The organism is Methylomonas koyamae (genome assembly GCF_001644025.1).
GTDB lineage: Bacteria > Pseudomonadota > Gammaproteobacteria > Methylococcales > Methylomonadaceae > Methylomonas > Methylomonas koyamae_A.
This window is the reverse complement of sequence record NZ_LUUK01000229.1, coordinates 1-26099: the sequence shown is the minus strand read 5'-3', so window position 1 is coordinate 26099 and position 26099 is coordinate 1. Positions and strand designations below refer to the sequence as shown.

The window sequence follows — 26099 nt, the reverse complement described above, 5'->3', positions numbered from 1 at the left end:
ACATCATTAGGCAATAAAAGTGAAATAAACTGTTCGAAAATTTTTCGATTATTTCTTGGTGGGGAGGGGGCGAAGTCTGGCGATCGTTCAAATCGTCTTTTCCATTGAGCGTGAGTTTCCCAAGCTGTTCTCGGAAACGACGACTTCTCCTGCCCGGTTGCGAAGATCGGCGGACGCGGAAGAGAGCGCCGCTTCGGCTCCCTCCGAAATGGCGGTAAAGCCCCGAGATCGGCAACATTCGCGCAAGGCGTTTCTGATTCGACTTGCGAAAGCGAGGGTCGATTCTCCCGAGCGATTAAGCTTTTTCGGATATCACGACAGTTACCTGCTTTCCAGGCCGTATTCGGCTCGATCCATTCGGCGCTGCGTGCCGGGTTGGTCTAAACCTTCCCGCTGGTATAAAATCACGTCCTTTGCCGATTCGGTCGTTATGATCGGTTTTGGTGCTTCATCGAGAATTCCCCCGTTTAATGCCCCCAATTCAGCCCGTTAAAATACGCCTGCCGTATGTTTCGGATAGTGCAGCGCTATTTGCGCCATGGGCCGACCGGTCCTGGGCGATGTTTCTGGATAGCGGCCGGCCCGCCGATTCGCAAGGTCGCTTCGATATTCTGGTTGCCGAGCCGGAAGTCACCCTGCAGACGTTCGGAGAACTTACCCGGATCAGCCGTGGCGGCGAAATTCGCTACAGTGCCGACGATCCATTCGATCTGTTGAAGGTGGCGCTGGGTGAGCATCAGCCTGGAATCGAGGGCTTGCCATTCTGCGGCGGGGCTATCGGGTATTTAGGTTACGATCTGGCCCGTCGTATCGAGCGCTTGCCGGCTGCGGCCCGAGATTGCGAAAACCTGCCGGAATTGGCGGTTGGAATTTATCGGTGGGCTGTCGTCGTCGACCATGAATCGCAAGCCAGTTGGTTGACCGGATACGGTTTGAGCGATGCGGAAATTCTTGAGTTGACGGTTCGGTTCAGCCGGATGCCGGAACCGGAACCGGAGACCGGCTTTGAAATTTTAAGCGAGCCGCGCTCCAATATGACCGCGTCTGACTATGCTCAGGCCCTCGCGAAAATCAAACACTACCTGAAGGAAGGCGACTGCTACCAAATCAATCTGGCGCAACGTTTCGAGAGCACGTGCCGAGGTCGGCCTTGGACCGCTTATCGGGCCTTGCGGCAAATCAATCCGGCACCGTTTAGCGCGTATTTAAATACGCCGGACGCGCAAGTGCTCAGTTCTTCTCCCGAGCGTTTCTTGCGGGTCAACGGCGGCTGCGTGGAAACCAAGCCGATCAAAGGGACTCGTCCGCGCGGCCACGATGCCGATGAAGATCGGGCTCGGATGGCCGAGTTGCTCAATAGTCCGAAAGACCGCGCCGAGAATGTGATGATTGTCGATCTGTTGCGCAACGACTTGGGTAAAAGCTGCCAAAAAGGTTCGGTCAGCGTGCCGACGTTGTTCGAGATCGAGAGCTATGCCACCGTGCATCATTTGGTCAGTACCGTGACCGGCCGGTTGGCCGAAGATCAGCAGGCGATCGATCTGTTGCGGAGTTGCTTTCCCGGCGGATCGATTACCGGCGCGCCCAAGGTGCGTGCGATGGAAATCATTGAAGAGCTGGAGCCGCATCGGCGTGGCGTGTATTGCGGCGCGATCGGTTATATCGGTTTTAACGGCGACATGGATACCAATATCGCGATTCGCACGCTGGTCCACAATCGCGACACGATACGCTTCTGGGCGGGCGGCGGCATTGTTAACGACTCGCGCATGGAAGAAGAATATCAGGAGTGCTTCGATAAGGCGGCGGCCTTGCTAAAAGTGTTGGAGAAATTTCGGCGATGACACGGGTCGTCAAGCTGGGCGGCAGTTTGCTGAGCGCCGGCGCATTGCCGGCTTGCTTGGATGCGCTCGGCGAATGGTGCGAATTGCTGGTCATCGTACCGGGCGGCGGCGAGTTTGCCGATCAAGTGCGCCGGTCCCAAGCAATCTGGAACTTCGACGATGTTACCGCGCATCGCATGGCACTCTTGGCGATGCGGCAAATGGGTTGGTTGATGCACGCTCGCCGTCCGCAATTTCAGCCCGCCGATTCGGTCGCGGCCCTCGCGGAAGTTTTGTCCGCAAAACGGTCGGCCATCTGGATGCCTGATCACGCCGAGTTGGATGCCGCCGGCGTCGAAGCCAGTTGGGAAGTGACCTCGGACAGTTTGGCCGCTTGGTTGGCCGGCCGCGTGGGCGCCGACGAATTGATCTTGGTCAAGTCGGCAGAAGTCGCCGACGACACGGACATCGGCCGATTGATCGGCCAGGGTATAGTGGATTCGGCGTTCGGCCGCTACAGTCGCGACGCCGGGTATCGAATCCGCGTCATTCACCAAGCGTCATTTATCAACGCATGATTCATTTCATCCGATCTCTACTGAACAAGCGCTTGCGCAAGGCCTATTACCAAAGCAGGGAATCGCTGTTGGGTCATCAAAAGCGCGATATCGTCGTGACCCAAGTCGAACAGGCGTGCGTGGGCTTAAAAGAGAGCCGCGATCAATTTGTCGATGCTCTGGACAAATTCAAAAGCATCGTCAATCTGCCGGAACATTCGCTGGAACAGCGCTACCAGCAACTCAAACGCCGTTACGATTTGTGTCGGAGCAAGGCCGACCAAGTCAGTCAGCGAATTCAAGCGGTGGAGGAAATCAGCGAAGCCTTGTTCGCGGAATGGGAGTCGGAATTGCTGCTATATAGCAATCGGGTTTTGCGTTCCCGCAGTCAGCAGCAATTGAAAAAATCCCGGCAGCAATATGCGCGGCTGCTGAAATCGCTACAAAATGCGGAAAGCCGGATGCAACCGGTGTTGGCGGCGTTTCAGGATCAAGTGTTGTTCCTGAAACACAATCTGAATGCCCATGCCATTGCCGCGCTGCGTCACGAGTTTGTCGAAATGGGTCTGGATATTTCCCGGTTGATCGACGTGATGGAAAAGACGATAGGCGAGGCCAGCCAGTTCGTTGCGGTGCTCGTCGAGCAAAAACAACTGCCGGCGCCGGCCTCGATATCCAAACGATAATTACATCGAGTGCATTTTGTAATCCACGCGGTGAGGGTACTGCTTATCACGCGGATCGGGGGCTTTTTTCCGGTTTTGATCGATACGTTCTTGCGAATATTGGGCAATCATCTGATCCCAGTTGGCGTATTCTTCGTAATCCTTGCTGCCGGCTGCCTTGCGTTTGGCAAATAGCTCCTTACCCTTTTCGATCAACTGCTCCGGCGTTTTGCCGTCGATCTCGTTCAAAAACTCGCCGTTATCGCGGATTTCGTCGCGCAAGGTCCAAAAAGACACTTCGAATTCGATGCGTTGGTCGAGCGGCAGTTTTTCCTTGATATGGCTGATCGAACGGTTGACGGTTTTCATGCTGCTACCGTTGATCTGGTTGCTTTTGTTGCAACCGCTCGCCACGGCGCCCAGCAATAAAACGAAAAGAATCGACGCGATTTTCATGATGTAGCCCCCCAACGGCTAAATGAACAAACCCGGATTTTGTATTTATAATGGTTCCGGTTACCCAACAAACTTATTTACTCGGAAATTTTAACGGCACAAGCTTACCACATGCTGGAATTTATCCAACACCTCAAACAGCGCTATCAGATCGTGCTAGGTCGGATGGATAAACGAAGTCCTCGTTATCTGGATTACCAGCAACGCGCCGACCAGCTGCTGTTCGCCGAGGCTTTTATCCGGAAGGGACGCCTGATTGCGGAGCATCCGGATTTGCCGATGCAGATCGCGGTGATCGGGCCGACCCAGTCCGGTAAAAGCTCCACCGTGAACTTGTTGCTGAACAGTCATCAAGCCGGCGTCAGCCCTTTAGCGGGTTACACCGTGCAGGCCCAGGGCTTCTGTCATGCGGTGTCCGCCGAGGCCATGCCGGGTTTGCAAACCTACTTCGGTCGTTTCGAGCGGGTGGCGGTCGGCGAATTGGCGCCGGGCCGCTTGGATTGTTACGCGATCGGCACCAGTCCGCTGCGTTCGCCGTTGTTACCGCCCTGTGTGTGCTGGGACACGCCCGACTTCGACTCCATCGATGCCGCCGACTACCGCGAGGGCCTGGTGCGTGCCATCGCGTTGGCGGACGCGGTGATTTTGTTGGTCAGCAAGGAAAAATACGCGGATCAGTCGGTCTGGGACATCATGAGCATTTTGGAGTCGCTGCGGCAGCCGACTTTGATCGTCGTCAACAAGTTGGGCGAAGGTCAGGAAGCCGTCATTATCGACTCGCTGGCCGAAAAATGGCGCGCCGCGCGCCGCGACCTGGTACCGAATGTCGTGCCGCTGCATTTTCGAAGATTGCCGGACCAGCCGAGTTGGCCGAGAGCTGCGGAGCAGGCGGTATTGGAACTGGTTAAATCGGTCTCGCGCCGTAAACACAGTCAATACCAACAACAGCTTTTGACGCGTTTCTGGCCGCATTGGCTGGAGCCGGTGTATGCCGAGCATCAATCGCAACGGCACTGGCGGACGTTGGTCGATCAGTGTCTGGCGCGGGCACTCAAGGACTATCAACGCGATTATCTGAACCATCCGCATCATTACGAAACCTTTCAACAGGCCGTATTGAACCTGTTGACCTTGCTGGAAATCCCCGGTTTGGCGGGATTGTTGGCCAAAACCCGCCGGGCGATGACTTGGCCGATGCGCAAATTGTTCGGTTCAAAATCCGCTGCCGTCAGCGCCAGCCAGGAGATCGCTGTGTTAACGCAGATCGGCGATCACGTGATGATCCAATTGGCGGACCGCCTGCTGGAAATCGCCGAAACCGAAGCGGACGATGCCCGCTGGTGGAAGGAAACCAGCGGCGCGTTACGGCAACAGCGCGGCGACATTTCCAGCGCTTATCAACGGGCGGTGCTGAATTACCACGGCGATTTTCAGCAAGACGTCGAAGCCGCCGCCCAGCGCCTGTATCGCAAATTGCAAGAACAGCCGCTGATTCTCAACAGTTTGCGCGCCACGCGGGCGACCACCGACGCCGGTGCGGTGCTATTGACTATCCAGGCCGGCGGCATTGGTCTGCATGATTTGGTGCTGATGCCGTTGATGCTGACCGCGACCTCGCTGCTGGCGGAAAGTACGCTGGGCGGTTATATGGCGCGCGTCGAGGCGGATTTAAAGCAACATCAACTCCATACCGTCAACGCCGCGCTGTTCGAGCACTGTTTGCAACGGCGTCTTTATGCGCTGCCTGGGCAAATTGCCAGCAACAGCCGGTTCGATATCGACGAAACCGAATGTCGGCAAGCCGAACAAGCCTTGCAAGATAAAAAGCATGGATTACGAATACTCTGAATTACTTGGTCGCGCTCGCCGGTGGAGCGAAGCGGCCGTCGCGGCACAGCGCCTGCCGCTCGAACAGGCGGACTGGTTGGCGCAACTGGATAGCCCAATCGCGTCCAGCTTGTTCCCGCAAGCCCAAGGCGACGCAGGCCGGCCGATGATCGTTGCCTTCATGGGGGGGACCGGTGTCGGCAAAAGCAGTTTGCTGAATCGATTGGCGGGCCGGGCGATCGCCAAGGCCGGCATCGAAAGGCCGACCTCGCGCGAGGTCACGCTGTATCATCACCGCGGCCTGACATTGAATGAACTGCCCGACGGGTTGCCCTTGGACCGGATTAAGATCGATCACCACGACGACGACGCGCGGCGCCATATTGTTTGGATAGACATGCCCGATTTCGACAGTGTCGAAGCCGCCAACCAAAAACTGGTGCTGAATTGGCTGCCGCATATCGATGTGCTGCTGTACGTAGTCAGTCCCGAGCGTTATCGCGACGGCAAGGCCTGGCGCCTGTTATTGGCCGAGGGCGCCAAGCATGCCTGGTTGTTCGTGATGAATCAGTGGGATCGCGGCCAAGTGGCGCAATACGAGGACTTGCGGCGCCAACTGGCGTTGGCGGGTTTTGCCGATCCCTTGCTGTTTCGCACTAGTTGCGTGCAACCGGACGGCGACGAATTTCCGGCGCTGCTGGTCAAACTGGCGGAACTGGCGGGTGGTCATGCGATGCAGCAAATGCAGCGTCGCGGCGAACGCCAGCGAAAACAAGCGTTGTCGACGACCTTGCGTCGCTTGGAAACGCTGTTGGCCGAACGCGATTACCCGGCTCTGCAACGGCAATTGGAAACGCGCTGGCAGCGCGCGGAAACCGACCTCGCTGCCGGACTGGCCTGGCCGCTGACGCAACTGGCCAAGGCTCGGACCGAACCGGGCGGTCAAACCGCCGATATTAAGCTTTGGGACGATTGGGCGCAGACGCTGTTCGGCGATTTGTTGGACGACGTGGCGCTGCAAGCGTCGCAAGCCGGCATTCCACCCCGGCCGTTGCGCGCGGCACTACAAGATTTGCGCGACACGGCAGGCGCCAAGGTGGTCGCGCAAACCGAACTGGCTGGCCGGATGGCGCTGCTGAATCCCGGCAGTCGCCCGCGGCGGATAGTTTTGCGGATCGCCACGGTCGCCGCGACCGCGTTACCGTTGGCGGCGATGGCTGCCGTGGGATACCAGGTTTATTTCGGTTACTACCGAGGCGCGAGCGGTCTCGGCGCGTATTTGGGTAGCGACTTCGCGATACATAGCGGCTTGCTAATCGGTTTAAGCTGGTTGATCCCCTATTTTTTGCAGCGACAACTACAGCCGTCGCTGCAAAAAGCCGCCCAACGCGGCCTGCAAAAAGGCTTGCAACAAGCCTTAGCCGGCTTGTGGGCGGAAATCGGCGCGAGCTTGCGGCGCGAACAACAGGAAAATCAGCGGCTTTTGGAACAGCTTAGCGAAATCGCCCAGGATTGCGCACCGGGCGAGGAAGAACATATCGCCAAACAGAGCCTGCTGGGCAGGGCCTTGCCGGATCGCGAACCGGCGTGATCGCCTGGTTTCGACGACTCAGGAGTCGTCTGTGGCTAGCGCCAAATCGGCCAATTGTTGTAAGGCCGCCCGATAGCAGTCGGCGGAATCCGCTCTGACCGTCGCGTGCGCGACCTTACGGCCCTTGCGCGGTGCCTTGTCGTAGAGGTGCAAATGAGCGTTGGCGATGCCGAGCACTTGCGCGTCGCCGGCGACGCCACCGATAAAATTCACCATGCCGGCGTAACCTCTGGCGCGGGTCGAACCCAGCGGCAAATCCAGAATCGCCCGCAAATGATTTTCGAATTGGCTGGTTTCCGCGCCTTCGATGGTCCAGTGGCCGGAGTTGTGTACCCGAGGGGCGAATTCGTTCGCCAGCAATTCGTTGCCGACCGCAAACAACTCCAAGGCCACCACGCCGACGTAATCGAGTTTTTCCAATAAGCGGGTCACGTAATCTTCTGCCAACGTCTGCAATGGATCGTCGCTACGGCATTCGGCGATACGCAGGATGCCGCCGCGATGCCGGTTTTCGGACAGCGGGTAAAACGCGATGGCGCCCGTCGGGCGGCGGGCGGCGATGATCGACACTTCGCGCTCGAAACCGACGAAGCCTTCGACGATGGACGGCGCGTCCTGCATCGCCAACCAAGCAGTTTCGAGTTGTTCGGCCGAATGGATCAAGACTTGGCCCTTGCCGTCGTAACCCATGCGCCGACTCTTCAAAATGGCCGGGTAACCGATGTCGGCCACGGCCCTAACCAAATCGTCCAGGCAGTCCACGGGCGCGAACGGCGCTGTGCGCATGCCCAAATCCCGGAAAAAATTCTTTTCCAGCAGCCTGTCCTGGGCTACGGCCAGCGCGCCGGCCGGCGGATAAACCGTGGTGTGACTGGATAGATATTCGGCGACGTGAGCCGGCACGTTCTCGAACTCGTAAGTGACGATGTCGGCTTTTTCGGCCAGTTGCGCCAGCAAGGCGGGGTCGTCGTAGGCGCCCAGCAAATGTTCGCTCAAGCCGCCGGCACCGGCGTTGGTGTCGGGGTCGAGCACGACGAATTGCAAACCGAGCGGATAACCGGCCAGCGCGATCATCCGGGCGAGTTGGCCGCCACCCAAGATACCGATTTTCATCCGGCCACCTGTCTCGGGTCGGGCGTGGCGATCACGCTGTCGGTTTGTTGGCGGCGATAGGCGTCTAGCGCCGGCCGATACTGCGAGTGTTTGTTGCTGATAATCGCCGCAGCCAACAGTGCGGCATTAATTGCGCCGGCCTTGCCGATCGCCAAAGTGCCGACCGGAATGCCAGCCGGCATTTGTACGATGGACAATAGGGAGTCCATGCCGTTGAGTGCCTTGGATTGCACCGGTACCCCGAGTACCGGCAACGCGGTCTTCGCGGCTGTCATGCCCGGCAAATGCGCGGCGCCGCCGGCGCCGGCGATGATGACTTCCAGGCCCTTGGCCTCGGCGGATTCGGCATACTGAAACAATTTATCGGGTGTGCGATGGGCGGATACCACTTCGACCTCGTGTGGAATGTCCAGATGTTCCAGGGTTTGCGCGGCATGTTGCATGGTTTCCCAATCCGACGTGGAACCCATGATGATGCCTATCAATGCAGTCATGCAAAATCTCCGGTGCTTGCAATCAATCAAGGCGGGCGATTATCGCACAATCGAACGTTTTTCCGTGTCGGCGAATTGCGGATTCCGGTGGCCTTAATGTTAAGATAGCGCCCCTCGTAAACCTGGAGCCTTGCGCCGAACATGGAAAATTCGCAAACCGTCATGCTGGAAGCCCGGGGATTAGCGTGTTCGCGCGACGATCGCCTGCTGTTTTCCGGTTTGAGTTTCGAATTGGCGGCCGGGCAGGCCTTGCTGTTGGAGGGCGCCAACGGTTGCGGCAAGACTTCGCTATTGCGGATTCTTTGCGGTTTTCGCGAACCTGACGCCGGCGATATTTTTTGGACCGGCGAGCGTCTGGAAGAGGGCGCCTACCATCGCGACATGGCCTACGTCGGCCACGCCGACGGTACCAAGAAGGAATTGACCGTGTTGGAAAACCTGCGTTTTGCGTTGGCGATGAAGGCCGATGGTGCCTATCGGATAGACGACGCCCTGGCAAAAGTCCAACTGGCCGGTTTCGACGATAATCCAGTGCATACCTTGTCGGCCGGGCAAAAACGCCGTTTGTCGCTGGCGCGCTTGTTGATCACCGCCAATCGGTTGTGGATACTCGACGAGCCTTTTACGTCGCTGGATCGTCAGGGCATACGCCTGATCGAATCGCTGATCGCGGAACACGTCGCCGGCGGCGGCTTGGCGGTATTGACCTCGCACCACGATCTCAGGCTGCCCGACATCGAATTGAAAACCATCCATCTGCAAGCATGCCATTGATTCAAGCTTTCTGGGCCATCGTCCGCCGGGACTTGATGCTGGCCTTTCGGCGCCGCGCCGAAATGGCCAATCCGTTAATGTTCTTTGTGTTGGTGGTGACCTTATTTCCTTTGGCGATCGGCGCCCAGTCGAATTTATTGCAAGCGGTGGCGCCTGGCGTGATTTGGGTCTCGGCGCTATTGGCAACCCTGCTGTCGCTGGACGGCTTGTTTCGCAGCGACTTCGAGGACGGCTCGCTGGAGCAAATGCTGATCAGTCCGCAACCGCTCTCGGTATTGGTGCTGGGCAAAATCGCCGCGCACTGGCTGGTTACCGGTTTGCCGTTGTTGCTGGTGGCGCCGTTGCTGGCGGTGTTTTTGGGCCTGCCGGAACGGGCGATGGGAACTTTGTGGCTGAGCTTGATCATAGCTACTCCATTATTGAGCCTAATCGGCGCGGTTGGCGTGGCTCTGACTGTCGGTTTGCGGCGCGGCGGCATGCTGTTGTCGTTGTTGGTGTTGCCGTTGTACGTGCCGGTGCTGATTTTTGCCAGCGGCGCGGTAGACCGGGCCGCCGGCGGTTTGCCGGTTTCGGCGCAATTGAATATTTTGTTGGCGATGTTGTTGGCGGCCCTCGTGTTAGTCCCGCTGCCGACCGCCGCCGCGTTAAAAATGAGTGTGAATTGAGTAATGTCCGTGATTCCAGCGCCGGTTAGCCGGTTTTTTCATCGAACCTCGTCGCCGCCGCATTTTTATGCTTTGGCCGACCGCTTCATTCCGTGGCTGACCGCGATCTTTCTGGTGTTGTTGGGTGCCGGCCTTTACGGCGGCTTGATACTGGCGCCCACCGATTACCAACAAGGCGAGAGTTACCGCATCATGTATATCCACGTGCCGGCCGCTTGGATGTCCTTATTCATCTATGTGCTGATGGCGGTCATGGGTGCCATCGCGCTGGTTTGGCGCATGAAATTGGCGGAAGTGATGTTGATCGGCAGCGCGCCAATTGGCGCCGGTTTTACCTTTGTCGCGTTGGTCACCGGCTCGTTGTGGGGCAAACCGATGTGGGGCACCTGGTGGGTTTGGGATGCGCGATTGACGTCGGAGTTGATCCTGCTGTTTCTTTATTTGGGCTTGATCGGCTTGTACGGCGCGATCGAAGACAAACGCAGCGCGGCCCGCGCCGTTTCGATCCTAGCCTTGGTCGGCGTCGTCAATATTCCGATCATTCATTATTCGGTGGAATGGTGGAATACCTTGCACCAACCGGCGACGGTCGGCAAGATGGGTAAACCGTCCATCCATATTTCGATGTTGATTCCGCTGTTACTGATGGCGGTGGCTTTCAAGTTTTATTATCTGATCGCGGTGTTGCAAGCCGCCAAACTCGAATTGCTAAAGCGCGAGCCCAATTCGCAATGGGTTAGGGCCTTGATGGAGAAGCAAGCATGACGCTGCAAAGCTTTTTGGAGATGGGCGGTTATGCCTGGTATGTCTGGCCGTCCTACGGCATTACCTTCTTGGTGTTGCTGATCAATGTGTTGTGGCCGATCGTGCAGCGCAAGCAGTTTTTCCGCCAGTTGTGGCTCAAGCAAAAGCGCGGTCAACAACGATGAAGCCGATTCGAAAACAACGCTTGCTGCTGATCGGTTTGATGTTGGCGGGACTGGGTTTGGCCGCCACTTTCGCGCTGAAAGCCTTCAACGAAAATCTGATGTATTTTTTCTCGACCTCGGACGTCAAGGCCGGCAAGGCTCCGGATAATGCCGCGTTTCGCTTGGGTGGCATGGTGGTCAAGGGCAGCGTCGAACGACCGGGCAAGGATTTGCTGGTGCGCTTCAAACTCAGCGATTTTAGCCAGGAAGTCGTCGTCGAATACAGCGGCATCTTGCCCGACCTGTTTCGGGAAGGGCAGGGCATCGTCGCCAAGGGCCGACTGGACCTGAATGGCGTATTCGTCGCCGAGGAAGTGTTGGCCAAGCACGACGAAAACTATATGCCGCCGGAAGTGGCCGGTAGTTTGAAAAAACCGGCGGGGCAACCATGATTCCGGAAATCGGCCATTTTTCATTGATACTGGCGCTGGGCATGGCGATCGTGTTGGGTCTGCTGCCGATTGTCGGCGCCGGCCGTAACATCGCCGGCTGGGTGCATGTCGCCAAACCGGCGGCCTTCGGGCAACTGCTGTTCATGGCATTGGCCTACGCTTGTCTGACTTATAGCTTTGTTGTGCACGATTTTAGCGTCGCCTACGTCGCGCAAAACTCCAATACCGCATTGCCGTTTTTGTACTTGATCTCCGGTGTGTGGGGCGCTCACGAAGGCTCGTTGTTGCTTTGGGCCTTGACCTTGGCGATTTGGACCGGCTTGGTCGCGGCTTTTAGCGCCAAGATTCCCGATACCACGCGCGCCAGGGTGTTGGGCGTGATGGGCTTGGTCAGCATCGGTTTTCTGTTGTTTCTATTGTTGACCTCCAATCCGTTCGACCGGTTGTTCCCGGCCCCGGCCGAAGGCCGCGACCTAAATCCGCTATTGCAGGACCCCGGCTTGGCGGTGCATCCGCCGATGTTGTACATGGGCTATGTCGGTTTCTCGGTGGCGTTCGCGTTTTCGATCGCCGCGTTGTTGGAGGGGCGATTGGACGCCGCCTGGGCGCGTTGGTCGAGGCCGTGGACTAACGTTGCCTGGATGTTTCTGACGCTGGGCATCACCTTGGGCAGTTGGTGGGCCTATTACGAGCTGGGGTGGGGAGGCTGGTGGTTTTGGGACCCGGTCGAGAATGCCTCCTTCATGCCCTGGCTGGTCGGTACCGCGCTGATTCACTCTTTGGCCGCCACCGAAAAACGCGGTGTGTTCAAAACCTGGACTGTGTTGTTGGCGATTTTCGCGTTTTCGTTGAGCTTGCTCGGTACCTTTTTGGTTCGGTCCGGAGTGTTGACCTCGGTGCATGCCTTTGCCAGCGATCCGGCGCGCGGGGTATTCATTTTGGTGTTTTTGGCGACCGTGGTGGGCGGTTCCTTACTGTTGTATGCGATCAAGGCCCCCAACGTGAAAAGCTCGGCGAGCTTCGATTGGGTGTCCCGGGAAACCGTGTTGTTGGTCAATAACGTGCTGTTGGTGGTGACCGCCGCCAGCATTCTGCTCGGCACCTTGTATCCGTTGGTGATAGACGCGCTCGGCTTGGGTAAGCTGTCGGTTGGTCCGCCGTATTTCAACGCGGTGTTCATTCCGCTGATGGCGCCGCTGGCATTGGTGGTCGGCTTGGGGGTTTTGCTGCGCTGGAAATCCGACGACTTCAAGAGCTTGACCGTTGAGCTGCGCGGCTTGGCGGCGGCATGTCTGCTATTGGCCGTTGCCGCCCCGCTGGCGATGCCATTCTATTCCTGGGCGGCGGCAGTGGGCAGCGCCCTGGCGCTGTGGACCTTGGCGGTGTCGGGTGCCGCTTTCCAACACCGCATCCAAACCTGGTCCTGGGAGCGTTTGAAACAAATTCCGGCCGGTTTTTACGGCATGACGGTGGCCCATTTGGGTATCGCCGTATTCGCGATCGGCATCACCTATACCTCGGTGTACAGCATCGAACGCGACGTGCGTTTGGCGCCGGAAGAAACCCTGGATTTGTTCGGCTACGTGTTTCAGTTCCATGGGGTCAAACAGACTCAGGGTCCAAATTATCAAGCCGAGCAAGGCTTTCTGACCGTCAGCCATGAAGGCCAAATCGTCGCCGAATTGGCGCCGCAAAAGCGGGTTTATCGTGTCCAAAAAATGCCGATGACCGAAGCCGCAATCGATGCCGGCGCGTTTCGCGATCTGTTCGTCGCGTTGGGCGAGCCCTTGGACCAGCAGGGAGCCTGGAGTTTGCGGGTTTATTATAAGGCCTTCGTCCGTTGGATTTGGATGGGCGGCGTGTTAATGGCAGTGGGCGGCTTATTGGCGGCCTGCGACCGTCGCTATCGCATGGCGGGTATCAAGACTCAGGAGAGCCGATGAAATACGTTTTACCGCTATTGCTGTTCATTGGCTTATCGGTATTTTTGGCGATCGGTTTGAAACTGAATCCTCGGGAAATTCCGTCGCCGCTGATCGACAAACCGGCACCGGCATTCAACTTGCCGGTATTGGCCGAGCCAAGTAAGACCCTGACTCCCAATGATTTGAAAGGCAAGGTTTGGTTGCTGAACGTTTGGGCGTCGTGGTGCATTTCCTGCCGCGAAGAACATCCGCTGCTGGTCGAGCTGGCCAAGCAAAACCGAGTCACGCTGATTGGATTAAATTACAAGGACGAAGCTCAGGCCGCCGAACTTTGGCTGGGCAAACACGGTAACCCTTATAACGCCAGCGTCATGGACAGCGACGGCCGCATCGGCATCGACTACGGCGTTTACGGTGTGCCGGAAACCTTCGTAATCGACAAGCGCGGCGTCGTGAGGCATAAACACACCGGACCGATTCAACCGGCCGATCTCGAACAAGTGTTATTGCCGATGATAGAACGTCTGGAAGGGGAGCCTTCATGAAACGCGCGGCCCTGCTGAGTCTGATGCTGATGGCCTCAACGACCTTCGCCGCCGTGGAGTATCGGGATTTTTCCCAACCCGAGCAAGAACAGGTCTATCAGACCTTGATTTCGGAATTACGCTGCCTGGTTTGCCAAAATCAAACTATCGCCGATTCCAACGCCGATTTGGCCAAGGATTTGCGCGAACAGGTTTATCAAATGCTGCGCCAGGGTAAATCCCGCGCCGATGTGGTCAATTTTATGACCGAGCGTTACGGCGATTTCGTGATGTACAAACCCGCTTTCAATCTTAAAACCGTATTGCTTTGGCTAGGGCCTGCGTTATTCTTGGGTGGTGGTTTGATCACGGTAATACTGGTGGCGCGCCGCAAGCGGACCGGGCGAGCAACCGAACTTGACGCCGCGCAAAAAGCCCGGCTGGAAAAACTATTGGGCGAGGGCGAAGACGCGTGACGACTGAATTCTGGCTTTGGATAGCCGCGCTTTGCGCCGTGGCGCTAGCGATTTTGCTGCCACCGTTGTTTCGAAGAGCGCCGATTTCATCGGCCGACGGCGCGCAGCGCAACACCGACATCGCTCGCCAACAACTGGCCGAACTCAAGCAACAATTGCAAAGCGGCGCGTTGTCGCCGACGCAGTACGAAGCCCAATACAATGATTTGCAGTTGTCCGTGCTCGACACCTTGGACGACCAAGGCCGGGGGACCGCGATTGGCTCTGCCGGTCGCTGGATTGCCGTGCCGATTGCAATATTGCTGCCGGTGGGCGGCTTGTTGTTGTACGGCATGCTCGGCGAACCCGAGGCGATGAAGAAGGCCGAATGGCAAGCAACCAATCAAAAGCTGGCCGACAACGTGCAGACCATGGTGCAGCGCTTGGTTGATCGCTTGCAACAACATCCGGACGATCTGGAAGGCTGGATGATGCTGGGCCGATCCTTCGTATACATGCAGGAGTATCAAAAAGCGGCCGAGGCCTTCGGCGAGCTTAATCGGCGCAAGCCGGGCGATCCGGCGGTGATGCTGCGCTACGCCGACGCCTTGTCGATGGCCCGCAACGGCCGGCTGAGCGGCGAACCGGCCGACTTGGTCTTCAAGGCCCTGGAGCAAGTCCCGGAAGATCACACCGCGCTGTGGCTGTCCGGGATGGCCAAGGCGGAGGCCGGCGATTTTCGCGAGGCCATCGCTTATTGGCAAAAGCTTTCTAAATTATTGCCGGCCGATGACGAGGCTCAACAACAGTTGGCCAATATGATGCGGATGGCCGAAGCGGAAATGGTCAAAGCGCCGCCTTCTAACGCAGCATCCGCGCCGAACGTCGAAATTTCGGTGCGCGCGTCATTGGCGAACGGCCGGACCGCGCCGGCGGATAGCACGGTATTTATCTACGCCCAAGCGGCCAACGGCCCAAAAATGCCGTTGGCCATCGTCCGCAAGCAGGTCGCCGACTTGCCGATTGACGTGGTGTTAAACGACAGCATGGCGATGCAACCGCAATTGCATTTGGCCGACTTTCCGAAATTGCGCATCGTTGCCAGAGTCTCCAAGTCCGGCAATGCGATGCCGGCCGCCGGCGACTTGATCGGCAGCGCCGAACTGAACTTGGCCGATGCCAACCGGCGGGTCAATGTCACCATCGACCAAGAAGTGAAGTAATGGATCAATCCATCCAATTCGACCTGGACCTGATTCACCGCTACGACAAATCCGGTCCGCGCTATACCTCGTACCCGACCGCGTTGGAATTGCACGAGGGCTTCGGCGAGGCGGAATATCTCAAGCATATCGAAAAATCCAATGCGGCCGGCGGGCCGTTATCGCTGTATTTCCACATCCCGTTCTGCGACACGGTATGTTTTTATTGCGCCTGTAACAAGATTGTGACCAAAAACCGGTCACATTCGGTACCGTATCTGGACAATCTGGTCCGGGAAATCGAAATGCAGGGCGACTTATTCGACGGGTCCCGTCCGGTCAACCAATTACATTGGGGCGGCGGCACGCCGACCTTTTTGAATTTCGAACAAATGCAACGGTTGATGGACGCCACCCGCCGGCATTTTAATCTGCGTAGCGACGACGGCGGCGAATACTCGATCGAAGTCGATCCGCGCGAAACCAACGATAGAACCATCGCGCAGTTGCGAGAATTAGGTTTTAACCGCATTAGCCTGGGATTGCAGGATTTCGACCCGGCGGTCCAAGCCGCGGTCAATCGCTTACAGAGCAAGGAGCAGACCTTCGCGGTGCTGGAAGCGGCCAGGGCGGAAGGGTTTCGTTCCACCAACATCGATTTGATCTACGGTTTGCCGTTGCAGACCGAAACCAGCTTCGCGGATACCTTGGATCAAGTACTGGCTTACGCGCCGGACCGCTTCTCGATCTTCAATTACGCGCACATGCCCAGCCGCTTTAAAACCCAGCGGCAGATCGACGAAGCCGATTTACCGCCGCCATCGGTCAAGCTGGATATTTTGCAAATGATCGGCAGGAAACTAACCGACGCCGGTTACGTATACATCGGCATGGATCATTTCGCCAAGCCAGACGATTTGCTGGCGGTAGCGCAACGCGAAGGCAAGTTGTATCGAAACTTTCAAGGTTACTCGACCCACTCGGACTGCGATCTGATCGGATTCGGTATTACGTCAATCGGCCGGGTCGGCGATGCGTATATCCAGAACGTTAAGGAACTGGACCCATACGCCGCGCGGATTTCCCAAGGCCGGCTAGCGGTGTTTCGCGGTGTCGAATTGGACGACGACGATAAGTTGCGGCGCGCCGTAATCACTCAGTTAATTTGCCACTTCGAATTGTCTTTCGCGGTTATCGAACGGGAATTCTCGATCCGCTTCGCCCATTATTTCGCGCCGGAATTGGAACATTTGCGGGTCATGCAAGGTGACGGGCTGTTGAGTCTCGACGACGACGGCGTCCAGGTCTTGCCCGCCGGCCGCTTGTTGATTCGGAACATTTGCATGGTATTCGATAAGTACCTTGCCCAAAAACAACAGCAATTTTCCAGGGTAATTTAAGCGCCGCGTTGGGTTGAATCTCGGACTCCACGGCTTGTTTGTGTATGGGGATTTCCGCCGGTCTCGCCTTACCGACAGGGATAGGTGCAATGCAAAAGTTATCCCCGGCTACCCGACCCGTTACTAACTGCGGCAGGTGCCCGCTGACTGAGTTCGCCGCTAATTTTGCCAGCTAGACTTGGGTTTTCGGCTACGCTTGTAGGCCACATACCATTGTAAAAGGAGCTGGAGCGTATGTCGGCACAACCTTTATCGCTGCGTTTCACCGGAAACGGGAGCGAATATTTTCGAATCTGGATCGTCAATCTGTTGCTCAGTATCGTGACCTTGGGTATTTATTCGCCGTGGGCCAAGGTCAGGCGCAACCAGTATTTTTACCGGCATACCTTACTCGCCGACAGCGGCTTCGATTATCACGGCGACCCGAAGTCGATATTGAAGGGTCGAGTAATCGCGGTGCTGCTGTTTGGTTCCTATTCTTTTTTCAGCCGTTTCGACCCGACCATCGCGGCCGTGATTTTTCTGGCGATTTTAGCGGTGCTGCCGTGGTTGCTGGTACGGTCCTTGCGGTTTCGCTTGCATAACACCAGCTATAGGGGTTTGCGGTTCGGTTTTCACGGCCAGACGGGCCCCGCCTATTGGTATCTGTTGGGAGCACCTTTTTTAGGCGGCGCCACGCTGGGCTTGCTCTGGCCGTGGGCGCAACAGCGCATGACGGTTTACACCCGCGATCACAGCAGTTTCGGCTCCGCGCACTTCAAGTTCGAAGCCACTGTCGGGGCGTTTTACAAAATCTATTTCTGGGTGTTCTTGCTGGCGGTACTGATGTTTGCCGGCGCGGCCGCGGCCATGACGCTGGTTCTGTCGTCCGGTGCGTTTCCGCTGGAAGGCCAGAATCAGGCTGGCGTGATTGGCGGCGCGGCGGCAGTGTTGACGTATTTTGGCCTAGTGGTGATTGTCTATCCCTTTGTATCGGCGCGAATGCAAAATCTGATGTGGGGACATACCCGGCTCGGCGCGCACCGCTTCACCGCGCGGGCCAGAGCGCGCGACTTGTTGTGGATCATGATCAGCAATGTGTTACTGATCGGCTTGTCGCTGGGGCTTTTCAAACCGTTTGCCGATATCCGCCTGGCTCGTTATCGCCTGGAAAGTACGGCTTTGTTGCCGGGCGGAAGCCTTGCCGATTTTGTCGCCGGTCTGCAAAGCCAGGCGGGCGCGGCTGGCGAGGAAATCGCCGATATTTTCGATTTCGATATCGCGTTGTGAAATCGGTCGCCGGCATTTATTTCGACGGCCGGCAGGCGATAGCCCATCGGGTCGTTCTCAGCGTCGAAGCCGGCCGCTTGCAATTGCGAGGCGAAACTGTAAATCGCGACGAGCTGCTCAGCGCGCTAACGATACCGGCACCGCTCGGCCGTTCGCCGCGTTTGATTCTATTCGCCGACGGAGCCCGCTGCGAAGTGGCGGATTCGGTCGGTTTCGCCGACTTGCTGCCGGAGCGGGCCGGCGGTTGGTTATCAATCTTGGAAAGTCATATCGTCGCGGCGATAATCGGCGTATTGTTATTACTGGGATTGGCGATTGCCGGCTATCGTTGGGGCTTGCCTTATGCGGCCGGGGCAGTCGCGGAAAGGCTGCCGGCCGAGATGTTGACGGAAATGGACCATCAGTTGTTCGCCAGCCTCGACCAACATTGGTTGCAGCCCAGCGGCGTGCCGGAATCGCGCCGCGCCGACATTGAGGCCAAGGCATTTGGTTTGGCGCCACATGCCGAGGTCCGGCTGATGTTTCGCGCCAGCCGCCAGCTTGGCGCCAATGCCTTTGCACTGCCCGGCGGTACGGTGTTGGTGCTGGACGATTTGGTCGACCTTACAGCCAACGACGACGAGATCGTGGCGGTGCTGGCGCACGAATTCGGCCATGTTCGCGAGAAGCACGCCTTGCGGCAGATGTTGCAAGCCACTGTCGTTGGCTTGGCGCTGGCGGCCTATCTAGGCGACGTCAGTAGTCTATTGGCGGCGGCTCCCGCGGTATTGCTGGAGACCGGCTATTCGCGCGATTTCGAGCGTTCCGCCGACCGCTATGCCGCCGATTTGCTGATTAGCCATCACCAATCGCCGACCTTGTTGGCCGATATGCTAGACAAATTGGACGTTTACTGGCGAGAACGGTACAACCTAAAGCTTGGCGATCGAATGGGTGAATTTGGCGGTTATTTGTCCACGCATCCCGGTAGCGCCGAGCGCATCGCTTTTTTGCGAGAGCGGCGCTAGCGAAGCGAATTGGGTTAAAGCCGCTAGCACGTGCTCGCTTGATTTGCAAAGGCAAGCGCCCGGTTAGTGTTTAGTCTGGTAAAAGCATGTCGTGGCTCGTGTTCAGCGAAATCGTCGTTCGTTTGACGTCGAAGGCGTTCTATCCGGACTTTGTGCATCGGTGCTGAAGCACGGTGTCTCAATCGGAATTCATACGGTGTCGTCTCGTGATCGGTTGTTTGTAGGTCGACTAACCACTCGATCAAGCCCATGCACCAAAATGCAGCGCGATCTCGATTAGCTTGGTGCGGCCGCTCGCTTTAGAGAGCGGCATTCTGCCAGTATCGGCTAGCGATCGGTTCACCAACGATGTCGGCATAGTACGCCGAAACATGAAGACACTATTTTCAAAGGTCGGGCGACGCCGAGATCGGCCATGATTTGGCCGTCTCGGCTCCGGTAGTCGCGCGATGGTTACAAGCCGGCCGAAGCCCGGCCAGTTTGTGCCACCGGCGCGTATGCCGCGGGCCGTCGTAGCCCCCTCGGAGTCTGCCAGGACCGCGGTTTCCAATCTATAGGCGCACAGTACCCTCAGTCGTCGCCTCGGCTAAAGGCCCCTTAGGCTGCAATTGGTGCGAGTTTTGCTTTCCGATCTGCGGGACGCTAAGATCGGCCTTGGGTTTCAGCGGGTTTGTTGCCCGGTCTGTGCTGACTGCCCGATGTTTGAAATTGATATGATAAACCACGGATTATGCCAAACATGCAATGCTCGACCAGATCCTAAGCAAAATCCGCCTGGAAGGCGATCATGCGCTCGGTCATCACCAGAATGTCGAGTTAAGTAGTGCTTTTCAGGCGATTGTCAGTTTGCCGCACCAGCGCGCGGTAGGTTACGAGGCGTTAATCCGGGGCAGGGCGCCCGACGGAAGTGCGGTGGCGCCTCCGCGACTGTTCGAGAGTGCGAAGTCCTTGCAGGATTTGGTTTATCTGGACCGTTTATGTAGAGCCCTGCATTTGCAGAATTTTAAGCTGGCGGATTCTCGCGGCAACTGGTTGTTTCTGAATATCGCGCCCGAAGTTATCGTACACGGCTGGCGTTTCGGCTTTTTCTTCGCGGAGTTGCTGGATCTGATGGACATTCGGCCCGAGCGGGTCGTGATCGAAATCATGGAAAGTCCGTTGTTGGAAGAGCGGCAATTGAATCGGTCGGTCGATTTTTACCGCGAGTTGGGCTGTTTGATTGCGATTGACGATTTCGGCGCGGGACATTCCAATTTTCAGCGGATCTGGCGCATAAAACCACATATCGTTAAGTTGGACCAGTCGATCGTCCGCCACGCAGTAAATAACCCGGTCGCGCGGCGCATGCTGCCCAACATCGTCGCCACGCTGCACGAAGCCGGAAGTCTGGTGTTGATCGAAGGCGTCGAAACGCATGAGGAAGCGATGATTGCGATGCATGCGAATATCGATTTGGTACAAGGCTATTATTTCGGCACCCCGCGCATGGGGATGCAAGACGCCGAAGAAGTGCGCCCGGTGGTTGCTGAATTATTCGGCCAGTACGCGCTCGATATTGCCAAGCGGAGCGGTCGTTCGCGTTATCCGCATCATATTCAAGCGATGCTGGTGGCTAAACAGGCTCTACAAACCGGTGCCGAAGATCTCGAGAGTCTTGATTGCATTCGCCAATTGTTGGCGCTACCGGGCGCCGATCGCTGTTATTTATTGGGCAGCGACGGCGTGCAGATCGGCGGTAGCGTGCTTGCCGATCACCGCTACGGGACCGCCTCAGGCCGGTTCGCACCGTTGGCGGCCGGAAATCGGGCGAGTTGGCTACGCCGACCGTATCTTTTACGAGCCTTGCAAGGTTCCGAGGATGTGCATTTGACCCGGCCCTATTTGTCGGTGGCAACCGGACGCTTGTGCGTGACCTTGTCGGTGGCCTATCCGTTCGGCGGATCGCCGCGAATTCTTTGTTACGATCTCGATCACGAAACCCTGGAAGCTGCACCGATCGACGATGCCATGGTTATCGAATCGGCCGCGGCACTTTGAGTCTCGACGGTTTCGCGTCGTTAATCGAAACTGTGTATGATTGTTTATCCCTTAAATATTGAGTCAGGAGAGTTTGAATGCATAACGTCACGTTGATCAAAGGCGATGGTATCGGTCCCTCGATCATGGAAGCGGCCATCGCGGTGATTAACGCCGCCGGCGCGAAAATCCATTGGCACGAGGCCGATGCCGGCATGTCGGCCTACGAACGTACCGGTACGCCCCTGCCCGACGCAACGATGGAATCCATAGCGCAAACCAGGGTGGCGTTCAAAGGTCCGTTGACGACGATGGTCGGCGAGGGCTTTCGCAGCATTAACGTCGAATTGCGCAAGCAATACGATCTTTACGCCAACGTGCGACCGGCCAAAAGCTGGCATGGCGTTAAAACCCGCTACGACGATGTCGATATCGTCATCGTGCGGGAAAATACCGAAGGCTTGTACGTGGGCCTGGAGCATTATCTGACACCGGCCAAGGATATTGCCGAAAGCTTGGCCGTCGTGACCAAAGCGGGGTCCGAGCGCATTGTCGAATATGCCTTCAAATACGCGATCGACAACCATCGCAAGAAGGTCACGGTTTGTCACAAGGCCAATATTTTGAAATTCACCCAAGGCTTATTCTTGAAAACCGCTCGCGAAGTGGCGGCCAAGTATCCCAATATAGAATTCGACGAAAAAATCGTCGATGCGGCCTGCATGCACATGGTCATGAAACCCGAACAGTTCGATGTGGTGGTGACCACCAACATGTTCGGCGACATCCTGTCCGATTTAACCGCCGGTTTGGTGGGTGGTTTGGGGCTCATTCCCGGCGCCAATATCGGCGAGGACGCAGCCCTGTTCGAAGCCGTGCATGGTAGCGCGCCGGACATCGCCGGCAAAAATATCGCCAACCCGACTGCCGTGATGATGGGCGGCGTGATGATGCTGAATCACTTGGGGGAACATGATGCAGCGATCCGCATGCAAAACGCCATTGAAAAGGTCGTGAACGGCGGCGTCTATGTAACCCCGGATTTGAACCCGGGCAGCAAATACGGCACCAAGGAAATGGGGCAGGCCATTGTCGATGCGATGGAGTGATTAATCGGCGACGGAGGCGGATATGAGCGCGCAATCTGAATTTGATAAACCGTGGATGTCCGTTGAGGACTATCTTGCGGCGGAATTGCTCAGCGACACCAAGCATGAGTATGACGACGGGGAAGTCGTGGCAATGTCGTGCGTCAGCAAGAATCACGATAGGATTAAGATGAACTTGTCACGTAACTTCGGCAACCATTTGCAGGACCAACCCTGCGAGCCGTTTAGCTCCGATGTCAAAGTCAAGATCGGCCAGTATTTGTTCTACCCCGATGCGATGGTGGTTTGCGAGGATACCTCGACCCACGACTATTACGCCGAGACTCCGGTATTGGTCGTCGAGGTGTTATCCAAATCCACCCGCCGCCGCGACGAAACCATCAAACGCCGCCTATATCAAACCATTCCGACTTTGCAGGAATACGTGCTGATCGAGCAAGACATCGTCGATGTCGAAGTTTGTCGGCGTAGCGAAGGTTGGGTCTCCAATCACTATTTTCTCGGCGACGACATGCCTTTCGAATCGATTGGCTTGAACCTCGGCGTCGCCGAAATCTATGCCCGAGTCGACAACGACGACATGCGGACCTTCATCGCCGAGCAAACGCTGGCTCAAGAAAATGCCAACGCCAACGCATCCCAAGCCTAATTTTTTTACCGGAAATCATCATGCTAGAACAATACCGAAAACACGTAGCCGAACGTGCCGCTGAGGGCATCGTTCCCAAACCCTTGGATGCCGAGCAAGTCGCGGCCTTGGTCGAATTATTGAAGCAGCCGCCGGTCGGCGAAGAAGCGTTTTTGCTGGATTTGCTGGCCAACCGCATTCCCGCCGGCGTCGACGAAGCCGCTTATGTCAAAGCCGGTTTCCTGACTGCCGTCGCTAAGGGCGGGGCGACTTCGCCGTTGTTGACGCCCGAAAAAGCCACCGAATTGCTGGGCACCATGCTCGGCGGCTACAACGTCGCGCCGTTGATCGAACTGCTCGATCATGTGACGTTGGCACCGATTGCCGCGAAAGCCTTGTCGCAAATCCTGCTGATCTTCGATGCCTTCCACGATGTGCAAGAAAAAGCCGAAGCCGGCAACGCTTACGCCAAGCAAGTGCTGCAATCCTGGGCCGATGCCGAATGGTTTACTGCTAAACCGGAAGTGCCGGAAAAACTGACCGTCACCGTGTTCAAAGTCACCGGCGAAACCAATACCGACGATCTGTCGCCGGCGCCGGACGCCTGGTCGCGGCCGGATATTCCCTTGCACGCCAAAGCCATGCTGAAAATGCCGCGCGATGGCATCACCAACGCCGAACAGCAAATTACCGAGCTAAAAGCCAAGGGCTTTCCGGTAGCCTACGTCGGCGACGTGGTTGGCACCGGATCGTCGCGCAAATCCGCCACTAACTCGGTGTTGTGGTTCATGGGCGACGACATTCCGTTTATCCCCAATAAACGCGGCGGCGGCGTCTGTATTGGCGGCAAGATTGCGCCGATTTTTTTCAATACCATGGAAGATTCAGGCGCCTTGCCTATCGAATGCGACGTGACCGGCATGGCTATGGGCGATGTGATCGATATTTTTCCTTATGGAGGTGTGGTTAAACGTCACGGCAGCGAAGAAATCATCTGCGAATTTGCGTTAAAAACTGAAGTGATTTTCGACGAAGTCCGTGCCGGCGGTCGTATTCCGTTAATCATCGGTCGCGGTTTGACCGATAAGGCCCGACTAGCCTTGGGCTTGCCGGCTTCAACCGTGTTCCGCCGCTTAGGAGAAGCTGCGGACACCGGCAAAGGCTACACGCTGGCGCAAAAAATAGTGGGTAAGGCTTGCGGCGTGGCCGGTGTCAGACCGGGTAGTTACTGCGAACCAAAAATGACCACCGTCGGTTCGCAAGATACCACTGGGCCAATGACGCGCGACGAACTGAAAGACTTGGCGTGTCTAGGTTTTTCAGCGGACTTGGTGATGCAGTCCTTCTGCCACACCGCCGCTTATCCAAAGCCGGTCGATGTGCAAATGCAGCATACCTTGCCGGACTTTATCATGACTCGTGGAGGGGTATCGCTGCGTCCAGGCGATGGCGTGATTCACTCCTGGCTGAACCGTATGCTGTTGCCCGATACCGTCGGCACGGGCGGTGATTCGCACACTCGATTCCCGATTGGTATCTCGTTTCCCGCGGGTTCCGGTTTAGTCGCATTTGCGGCTGCGACCGGCGTGATGCCTCTGGATATGCCGGAATCGGTATTAGTGCGCTTCAAAGGCCAAATGCAACCTGGCATTACCTTGCGGGATTTGGTCAACGCGATTCCCTACGCGGCTCTGAAAAGCGGCTCCTTGACCGTGGCCAAACAGGGCAAGAAAAACGTATTTTCCGGCCGAATTCTGGAAATCGAAGGCTTGCCGGATTTGAAAGTCGAGCAAGCATTCGAGCTTTCGGATGCGTCAGCCGAACGTTCTGCCGGCGGTTGCACCATCAAACTCAATGAAGCGCCGATTCGTGAGTATCTGAATTCCAATATCACCTTGCTGAAATGGATGATTGCCGAAGGTTACGGCGATGTACGGACTATCCAACGCCGGATTAAAGCCATGCAGGATTGGTTGGCGAATCCGGTATTGATGGAAGCGGACAAGGACGCCGAATACGCGGAAATTATCGAAATCGATTTGAACGAAATCACCGAGCCGCTATTGGCGTGCCCGAACGATCCGGACGACATCAAGCCCTTGTCGGAAGTGGCTGGGACCAAAATCGATGAAGTCTTCATTGGCTCCTGCATGACCAACATCGGTCATTTCCGCGCTGCCGGTAAATTGCTGGAAAAAGCCGGGGCCTTGCCCACGCGCTTGTGGGTGGCGCCGCCGACTAAGATGGATCAAAACCAGTTAGTGGAGGAGGGCTATTACGGCACTTTCGGTAAAGTCGGCGCGCGTACTGAAATGCCGGGTTGCTCGTTATGCATGGGCAACCAGGCGAGGGTGGCGGAAGGCTCGACTGTCGTTTCAACTTCGACGCGTAATTTCCCCAATCGTTTGGGGAATGGCGCCAATGTCTATTTGTCTTCGGCGGAATTGGCGGCGGTGTGTTCTTTATTGGGGAAAATCCCGACGCCGGAGGAATACATGCAATATGCGGCGTTGATCGACCAAAGCAGCGCCGATACTTATCGGTATCTGAACTTCAATCAAATCGACAGCTATCAAACGAAGGCGGATCAAGTCGCCTAATGGCATTTTCTAAGCGGCGGGGTTACGCCTCATCGCGCCGGTTGTTCGCCGCGAAACCGAGCGGGTAACCGGCCTCAAACACGTCGGGTTGAGCCCGAGGCGGCCGGATGAAGCCTCGTGTGTCAGGCCCGCGCATTTTCGACAAACCCTGCTAGGATTATCGGCTGGGTCGTCGCGCGCGGTGGGGGCAAGATTGGAAGAAGATATAACAGCTGAATTGTCGGTTCTGGAGAGCCATTTGGATGGCATGCTGAATCGCGTTCAACATAACAGTCTGACTCTGAAGCGCCTGCAGGCTTTCGAAATGCGTTTGTTGGCGCTGAACACCCTGGCGGAGATGATTGAATTCATCATAGACGAGACCCGCTTGTTTTTTAATCTCGATGCGGTTTGCTTGTCCTTGATCGACGCCCAAGGCGAAATTGCCAGTTGTCTCGAGGCAGATCACTATGCGTTTCGCGAGCGGCCCGATTTGGTGCTGTTGGAGCAAGACGGGGTATTTCTACAAAGTTTCGGTACGGCCGGCCAGCCATTGGTGGGTATCCATCGCGATGAGCGCTGGAGCCGCTTCTTTCCAGGCGTCGAGAAACAGCCGGCTTCGGTTGTGATCATCCCGCTAATCCGCCGCGGCAAAATTCT

Annotated in this window: 24 protein-coding genes and 1 pseudogene; 22 read left to right on the top strand and 3 right to left on the bottom strand. The window is 56.8% G+C overall.

Annotated features, from left to right (window positions below; translation table 11 throughout):
- Nucleotides 1-470: 470 nt before the first annotated feature.
- Genes pabB through A1355_RS23265 form a run of 3 tightly spaced genes read left to right on the top strand, consistent with a single transcriptional unit; the run spans nt 471 to nt 3066 of the window.
- On the top strand, nt 471-1844 hold the full coding sequence (gene pabB, locus A1355_RS23275) for an aminodeoxychorismate synthase component I (RefSeq protein ID WP_064031668.1): 1374 nt from the start codon (nt 471-473) through the stop codon (nt 1842-1844).
- On the top strand, nt 1841-2401 hold the full coding sequence (locus A1355_RS23270; protein ID WP_064031667.1) for a uridylate kinase: 561 nt from the start codon (nt 1841-1843) through the stop codon (nt 2399-2401). The genes pabB and A1355_RS23270 overlap by 4 nt, the downstream gene beginning before the upstream one ends.
- Nucleotides 2398-3066, top strand: a complete 669-nt coding sequence (locus A1355_RS23265) for a DUF2959 domain-containing protein (protein WP_064031666.1) — start codon at nt 2398-2400, stop codon at nt 3064-3066. Before A1355_RS23270 ends, A1355_RS23265 begins: the two co-directional genes overlap by 4 nt.
- Here the strand turns inward: A1355_RS23265 and A1355_RS23260 are convergent, their stop codons facing one another.
- On the bottom strand, nt 3067-3501 hold the full coding sequence (locus A1355_RS23260; RefSeq protein WP_064031665.1) for a DUF6694 family lipoprotein: 435 nt from the start codon (nt 3499-3501) through the stop codon (nt 3067-3069).
- 111 nt (nt 3502-3612) lie between these two features.
- Between A1355_RS23260 and A1355_RS23255 the strand changes: the two genes are divergently transcribed.
- Nucleotides 3613-5349, top strand: a complete 1737-nt coding sequence (locus tag A1355_RS23255; protein WP_064031664.1) for a GTPase domain-containing protein — start codon at nt 3613-3615, stop codon at nt 5347-5349.
- On the top strand, nt 5330-6919 hold the full coding sequence (locus A1355_RS23250) for a GTPase domain-containing protein (protein ID WP_064031663.1): 1590 nt from the start codon (nt 5330-5332) through the stop codon (nt 6917-6919). The genes A1355_RS23255 and A1355_RS23250 overlap by 20 nt, the downstream gene beginning before the upstream one ends.
- An 18-nt stretch (nt 6920-6937) precedes the next feature.
- Here the strand turns inward: A1355_RS23250 and A1355_RS23245 are convergent, their stop codons facing one another.
- On the bottom strand, nt 6938-8032 hold the full coding sequence (locus tag A1355_RS23245) for a 5-(carboxyamino)imidazole ribonucleotide synthase (protein WP_064031662.1): 1095 nt from the start codon (nt 8030-8032) through the stop codon (nt 6938-6940).
- Complete coding sequence (gene purE, locus A1355_RS23240) at nt 8029-8526, bottom strand: 5-(carboxyamino)imidazole ribonucleotide mutase (protein WP_064031661.1); 498 nt, start codon at nt 8524-8526, stop codon at nt 8029-8031. The genes A1355_RS23245 and purE overlap by 4 nt, the downstream gene beginning before the upstream one ends.
- Before the next feature lie 141 nt (nt 8527-8667).
- Between purE and ccmA the strand changes: the two genes are divergently transcribed.
- The 17 genes and pseudogenes from ccmA to A1355_RS23155 all read left to right on the top strand — a co-directional run.
- Nucleotides 8668-9300, top strand: a complete 633-nt coding sequence (gene ccmA / locus A1355_RS23235; protein WP_064031660.1) for a cytochrome c biogenesis heme-transporting ATPase CcmA — start codon at nt 8668-8670, stop codon at nt 9298-9300.
- Nucleotides 9291-9965 carry a heme exporter protein CcmB gene (gene ccmB / locus A1355_RS23230; protein ID WP_064031659.1) on the top strand — a complete coding sequence of 225 codons (675 nt, stop codon included), beginning with the start codon at nt 9291-9293 and terminating at the stop codon, nt 9963-9965. The genes ccmA and ccmB overlap by 10 nt, the downstream gene beginning before the upstream one ends.
- A 3-nt stretch (nt 9966-9968) precedes the next feature.
- A complete protein-coding gene (locus A1355_RS23225) occupies nt 9969-10730 on the top strand; it encodes a heme ABC transporter permease (RefSeq protein WP_064031658.1) in 762 nt (253 codons plus the stop codon).
- On the top strand, nt 10727-10894 hold the full coding sequence (gene ccmD / locus A1355_RS23220) for a heme exporter protein CcmD (protein WP_064031657.1): 168 nt from the start codon (nt 10727-10729) through the stop codon (nt 10892-10894). The genes A1355_RS23225 and ccmD overlap by 4 nt, the downstream gene beginning before the upstream one ends.
- Nucleotides 10891-11325, top strand: coding sequence for a cytochrome c maturation protein CcmE (gene ccmE / locus A1355_RS23215; RefSeq protein WP_064031656.1), 435 nt, complete (start codon nt 10891-10893; stop codon nt 11323-11325). Before ccmD ends, ccmE begins: the two co-directional genes overlap by 4 nt.
- Entirely contained in the window at nt 11322-13268 is a 1947-nt protein-coding gene (locus A1355_RS23210; RefSeq protein WP_064031655.1) for a heme lyase CcmF/NrfE family subunit, read from the top strand. The genes ccmE and A1355_RS23210 overlap by 4 nt, the downstream gene beginning before the upstream one ends.
- Complete coding sequence (locus A1355_RS23205) at nt 13265-13795, top strand: DsbE family thiol:disulfide interchange protein (RefSeq protein WP_064031654.1); 531 nt, start codon at nt 13265-13267, stop codon at nt 13793-13795. Before A1355_RS23210 ends, A1355_RS23205 begins: the two co-directional genes overlap by 4 nt.
- Entirely contained in the window at nt 13792-14250 is a 459-nt protein-coding gene (locus tag A1355_RS23200; RefSeq protein WP_064031653.1) for a cytochrome c-type biogenesis protein, read from the top strand. Before A1355_RS23205 ends, A1355_RS23200 begins: the two co-directional genes overlap by 4 nt.
- On the top strand, nt 14247-15452 hold the full coding sequence (gene ccmI / locus A1355_RS23195) for a c-type cytochrome biogenesis protein CcmI (protein ID WP_064031652.1): 1206 nt from the start codon (nt 14247-14249) through the stop codon (nt 15450-15452). The genes A1355_RS23200 and ccmI overlap by 4 nt, the downstream gene beginning before the upstream one ends.
- A complete protein-coding gene (hemN, locus tag A1355_RS23190; protein WP_064031651.1) occupies nt 15452-16831 on the top strand; it encodes an oxygen-independent coproporphyrinogen III oxidase in 1380 nt (459 codons plus the stop codon). Before ccmI ends, hemN begins: the two co-directional genes overlap by 1 nt.
- 234 nt (nt 16832-17065) lie before the next feature.
- Nucleotides 17066-18100: a YjgN family protein gene (locus A1355_RS23185; RefSeq protein WP_064031650.1), complete on the top strand. Its 1035-nt coding sequence runs from the start codon at nt 17066-17068 to the stop codon at nt 18098-18100.
- Nucleotides 18097-19107: a M48 family metallopeptidase gene (locus tag A1355_RS23180; RefSeq protein ID WP_082885731.1), complete on the top strand. Its 1011-nt coding sequence runs from the start codon at nt 18097-18099 to the stop codon at nt 19105-19107. The genes A1355_RS23185 and A1355_RS23180 overlap by 4 nt, the downstream gene beginning before the upstream one ends.
- 744 nt (nt 19108-19851) lie before the next feature.
- Nucleotides 19852-21144: an EAL domain-containing protein gene (locus tag A1355_RS23175; protein ID WP_064031649.1), complete on the top strand. Its 1293-nt coding sequence runs from the start codon at nt 19852-19854 to the stop codon at nt 21142-21144.
- A gap of 77 nt (nt 21145-21221) precedes the next feature.
- Nucleotides 21222-22232, top strand: coding sequence for an isocitrate/isopropylmalate dehydrogenase family protein (locus tag A1355_RS23170; protein ID WP_064031648.1), 1011 nt, complete (start codon nt 21222-21224; stop codon nt 22230-22232).
- Nucleotides 22233-22254: 22 nt separating this feature from the next.
- On the top strand, nt 22255-22881 hold the full coding sequence (locus tag A1355_RS23165) for a Uma2 family endonuclease (RefSeq protein ID WP_064031647.1): 627 nt from the start codon (nt 22255-22257) through the stop codon (nt 22879-22881).
- A 20-nt stretch (nt 22882-22901) separates the two neighbouring features.
- A complete protein-coding gene (gene acnB, locus A1355_RS23160; RefSeq protein WP_064031646.1) occupies nt 22902-25460 on the top strand; it encodes a bifunctional aconitate hydratase 2/2-methylisocitrate dehydratase in 2559 nt (852 codons plus the stop codon).
- Nucleotides 25461-25653: 193 nt separating this feature from the next.
- Nucleotides 25654-26099 (top strand): annotated as a pseudogene (locus tag A1355_RS23155) (diguanylate cyclase); the annotation flags it as partial.

Excerpts from the sequence above, each read along its gene's own strand:
- pabB (WP_064031668.1), top strand. The coding sequence starts at position 471 with ATGCCCCCAATTCAGCCCGTTAAAATACGCCTGCCGTATGTTTCGGAT.
- A1355_RS23270 (WP_064031667.1), top strand. The coding sequence starts at position 1,841 with ATGACACGGGTCGTCAAGCTGGGCGGCAGTTTGCTGAGCGCCGGCGCA.
- A1355_RS23265 (WP_064031666.1), top strand. The coding sequence starts at position 2,398 with ATGATTCATTTCATCCGATCTCTACTGAACAAGCGCTTGCGCAAGGCC.
- A1355_RS23260 (WP_064031665.1), bottom strand. The coding sequence starts at position 3,501 with ATGAAAATCGCGTCGATTCTTTTCGTTTTATTGCTGGGCGCCGTGGCG.
- A1355_RS23255 (WP_064031664.1), top strand. The coding sequence starts at position 3,613 with ATGCTGGAATTTATCCAACACCTCAAACAGCGCTATCAGATCGTGCTA.
- A1355_RS23250 (WP_064031663.1), top strand. The coding sequence starts at position 5,330 with ATGGATTACGAATACTCTGAATTACTTGGTCGCGCTCGCCGGTGGAGC.
- A1355_RS23245 (WP_064031662.1), bottom strand. The coding sequence starts at position 8,032 with ATGAAAATCGGTATCTTGGGTGGCGGCCAACTCGCCCGGATGATCGCG.
- purE (WP_064031661.1), bottom strand. The coding sequence starts at position 8,526 with ATGACTGCATTGATAGGCATCATCATGGGTTCCACGTCGGATTGGGAA.
- ccmA (WP_064031660.1), top strand. The coding sequence starts at position 8,668 with ATGGAAAATTCGCAAACCGTCATGCTGGAAGCCCGGGGATTAGCGTGT.
- ccmB (WP_064031659.1), top strand. The coding sequence starts at position 9,291 with ATGCCATTGATTCAAGCTTTCTGGGCCATCGTCCGCCGGGACTTGATG.
- A1355_RS23225 (WP_064031658.1), top strand. The coding sequence starts at position 9,969 with ATGTCCGTGATTCCAGCGCCGGTTAGCCGGTTTTTTCATCGAACCTCG.
- ccmD (WP_064031657.1), top strand. The coding sequence starts at position 10,727 with ATGACGCTGCAAAGCTTTTTGGAGATGGGCGGTTATGCCTGGTATGTC.
- ccmE (WP_064031656.1), top strand. The coding sequence starts at position 10,891 with ATGAAGCCGATTCGAAAACAACGCTTGCTGCTGATCGGTTTGATGTTG.
- A1355_RS23210 (WP_064031655.1), top strand. The coding sequence starts at position 11,322 with ATGATTCCGGAAATCGGCCATTTTTCATTGATACTGGCGCTGGGCATG.
- A1355_RS23205 (WP_064031654.1), top strand. The coding sequence starts at position 13,265 with ATGAAATACGTTTTACCGCTATTGCTGTTCATTGGCTTATCGGTATTT.
- A1355_RS23200 (WP_064031653.1), top strand. The coding sequence starts at position 13,792 with ATGAAACGCGCGGCCCTGCTGAGTCTGATGCTGATGGCCTCAACGACC.
- hemN (WP_064031651.1), top strand. The coding sequence starts at position 15,452 with ATGGATCAATCCATCCAATTCGACCTGGACCTGATTCACCGCTACGAC.
- A1355_RS23185 (WP_064031650.1), top strand. The coding sequence starts at position 17,066 with ATGTCGGCACAACCTTTATCGCTGCGTTTCACCGGAAACGGGAGCGAA.
- A1355_RS23175 (WP_064031649.1), top strand. The coding sequence starts at position 19,852 with ATGCTCGACCAGATCCTAAGCAAAATCCGCCTGGAAGGCGATCATGCG.
- A1355_RS23170 (WP_064031648.1), top strand. The coding sequence starts at position 21,222 with ATGCATAACGTCACGTTGATCAAAGGCGATGGTATCGGTCCCTCGATC.
- A1355_RS23165 (WP_064031647.1), top strand. The coding sequence starts at position 22,255 with ATGAGCGCGCAATCTGAATTTGATAAACCGTGGATGTCCGTTGAGGAC.
- acnB (WP_064031646.1), top strand. The coding sequence starts at position 22,902 with ATGCTAGAACAATACCGAAAACACGTAGCCGAACGTGCCGCTGAGGGC.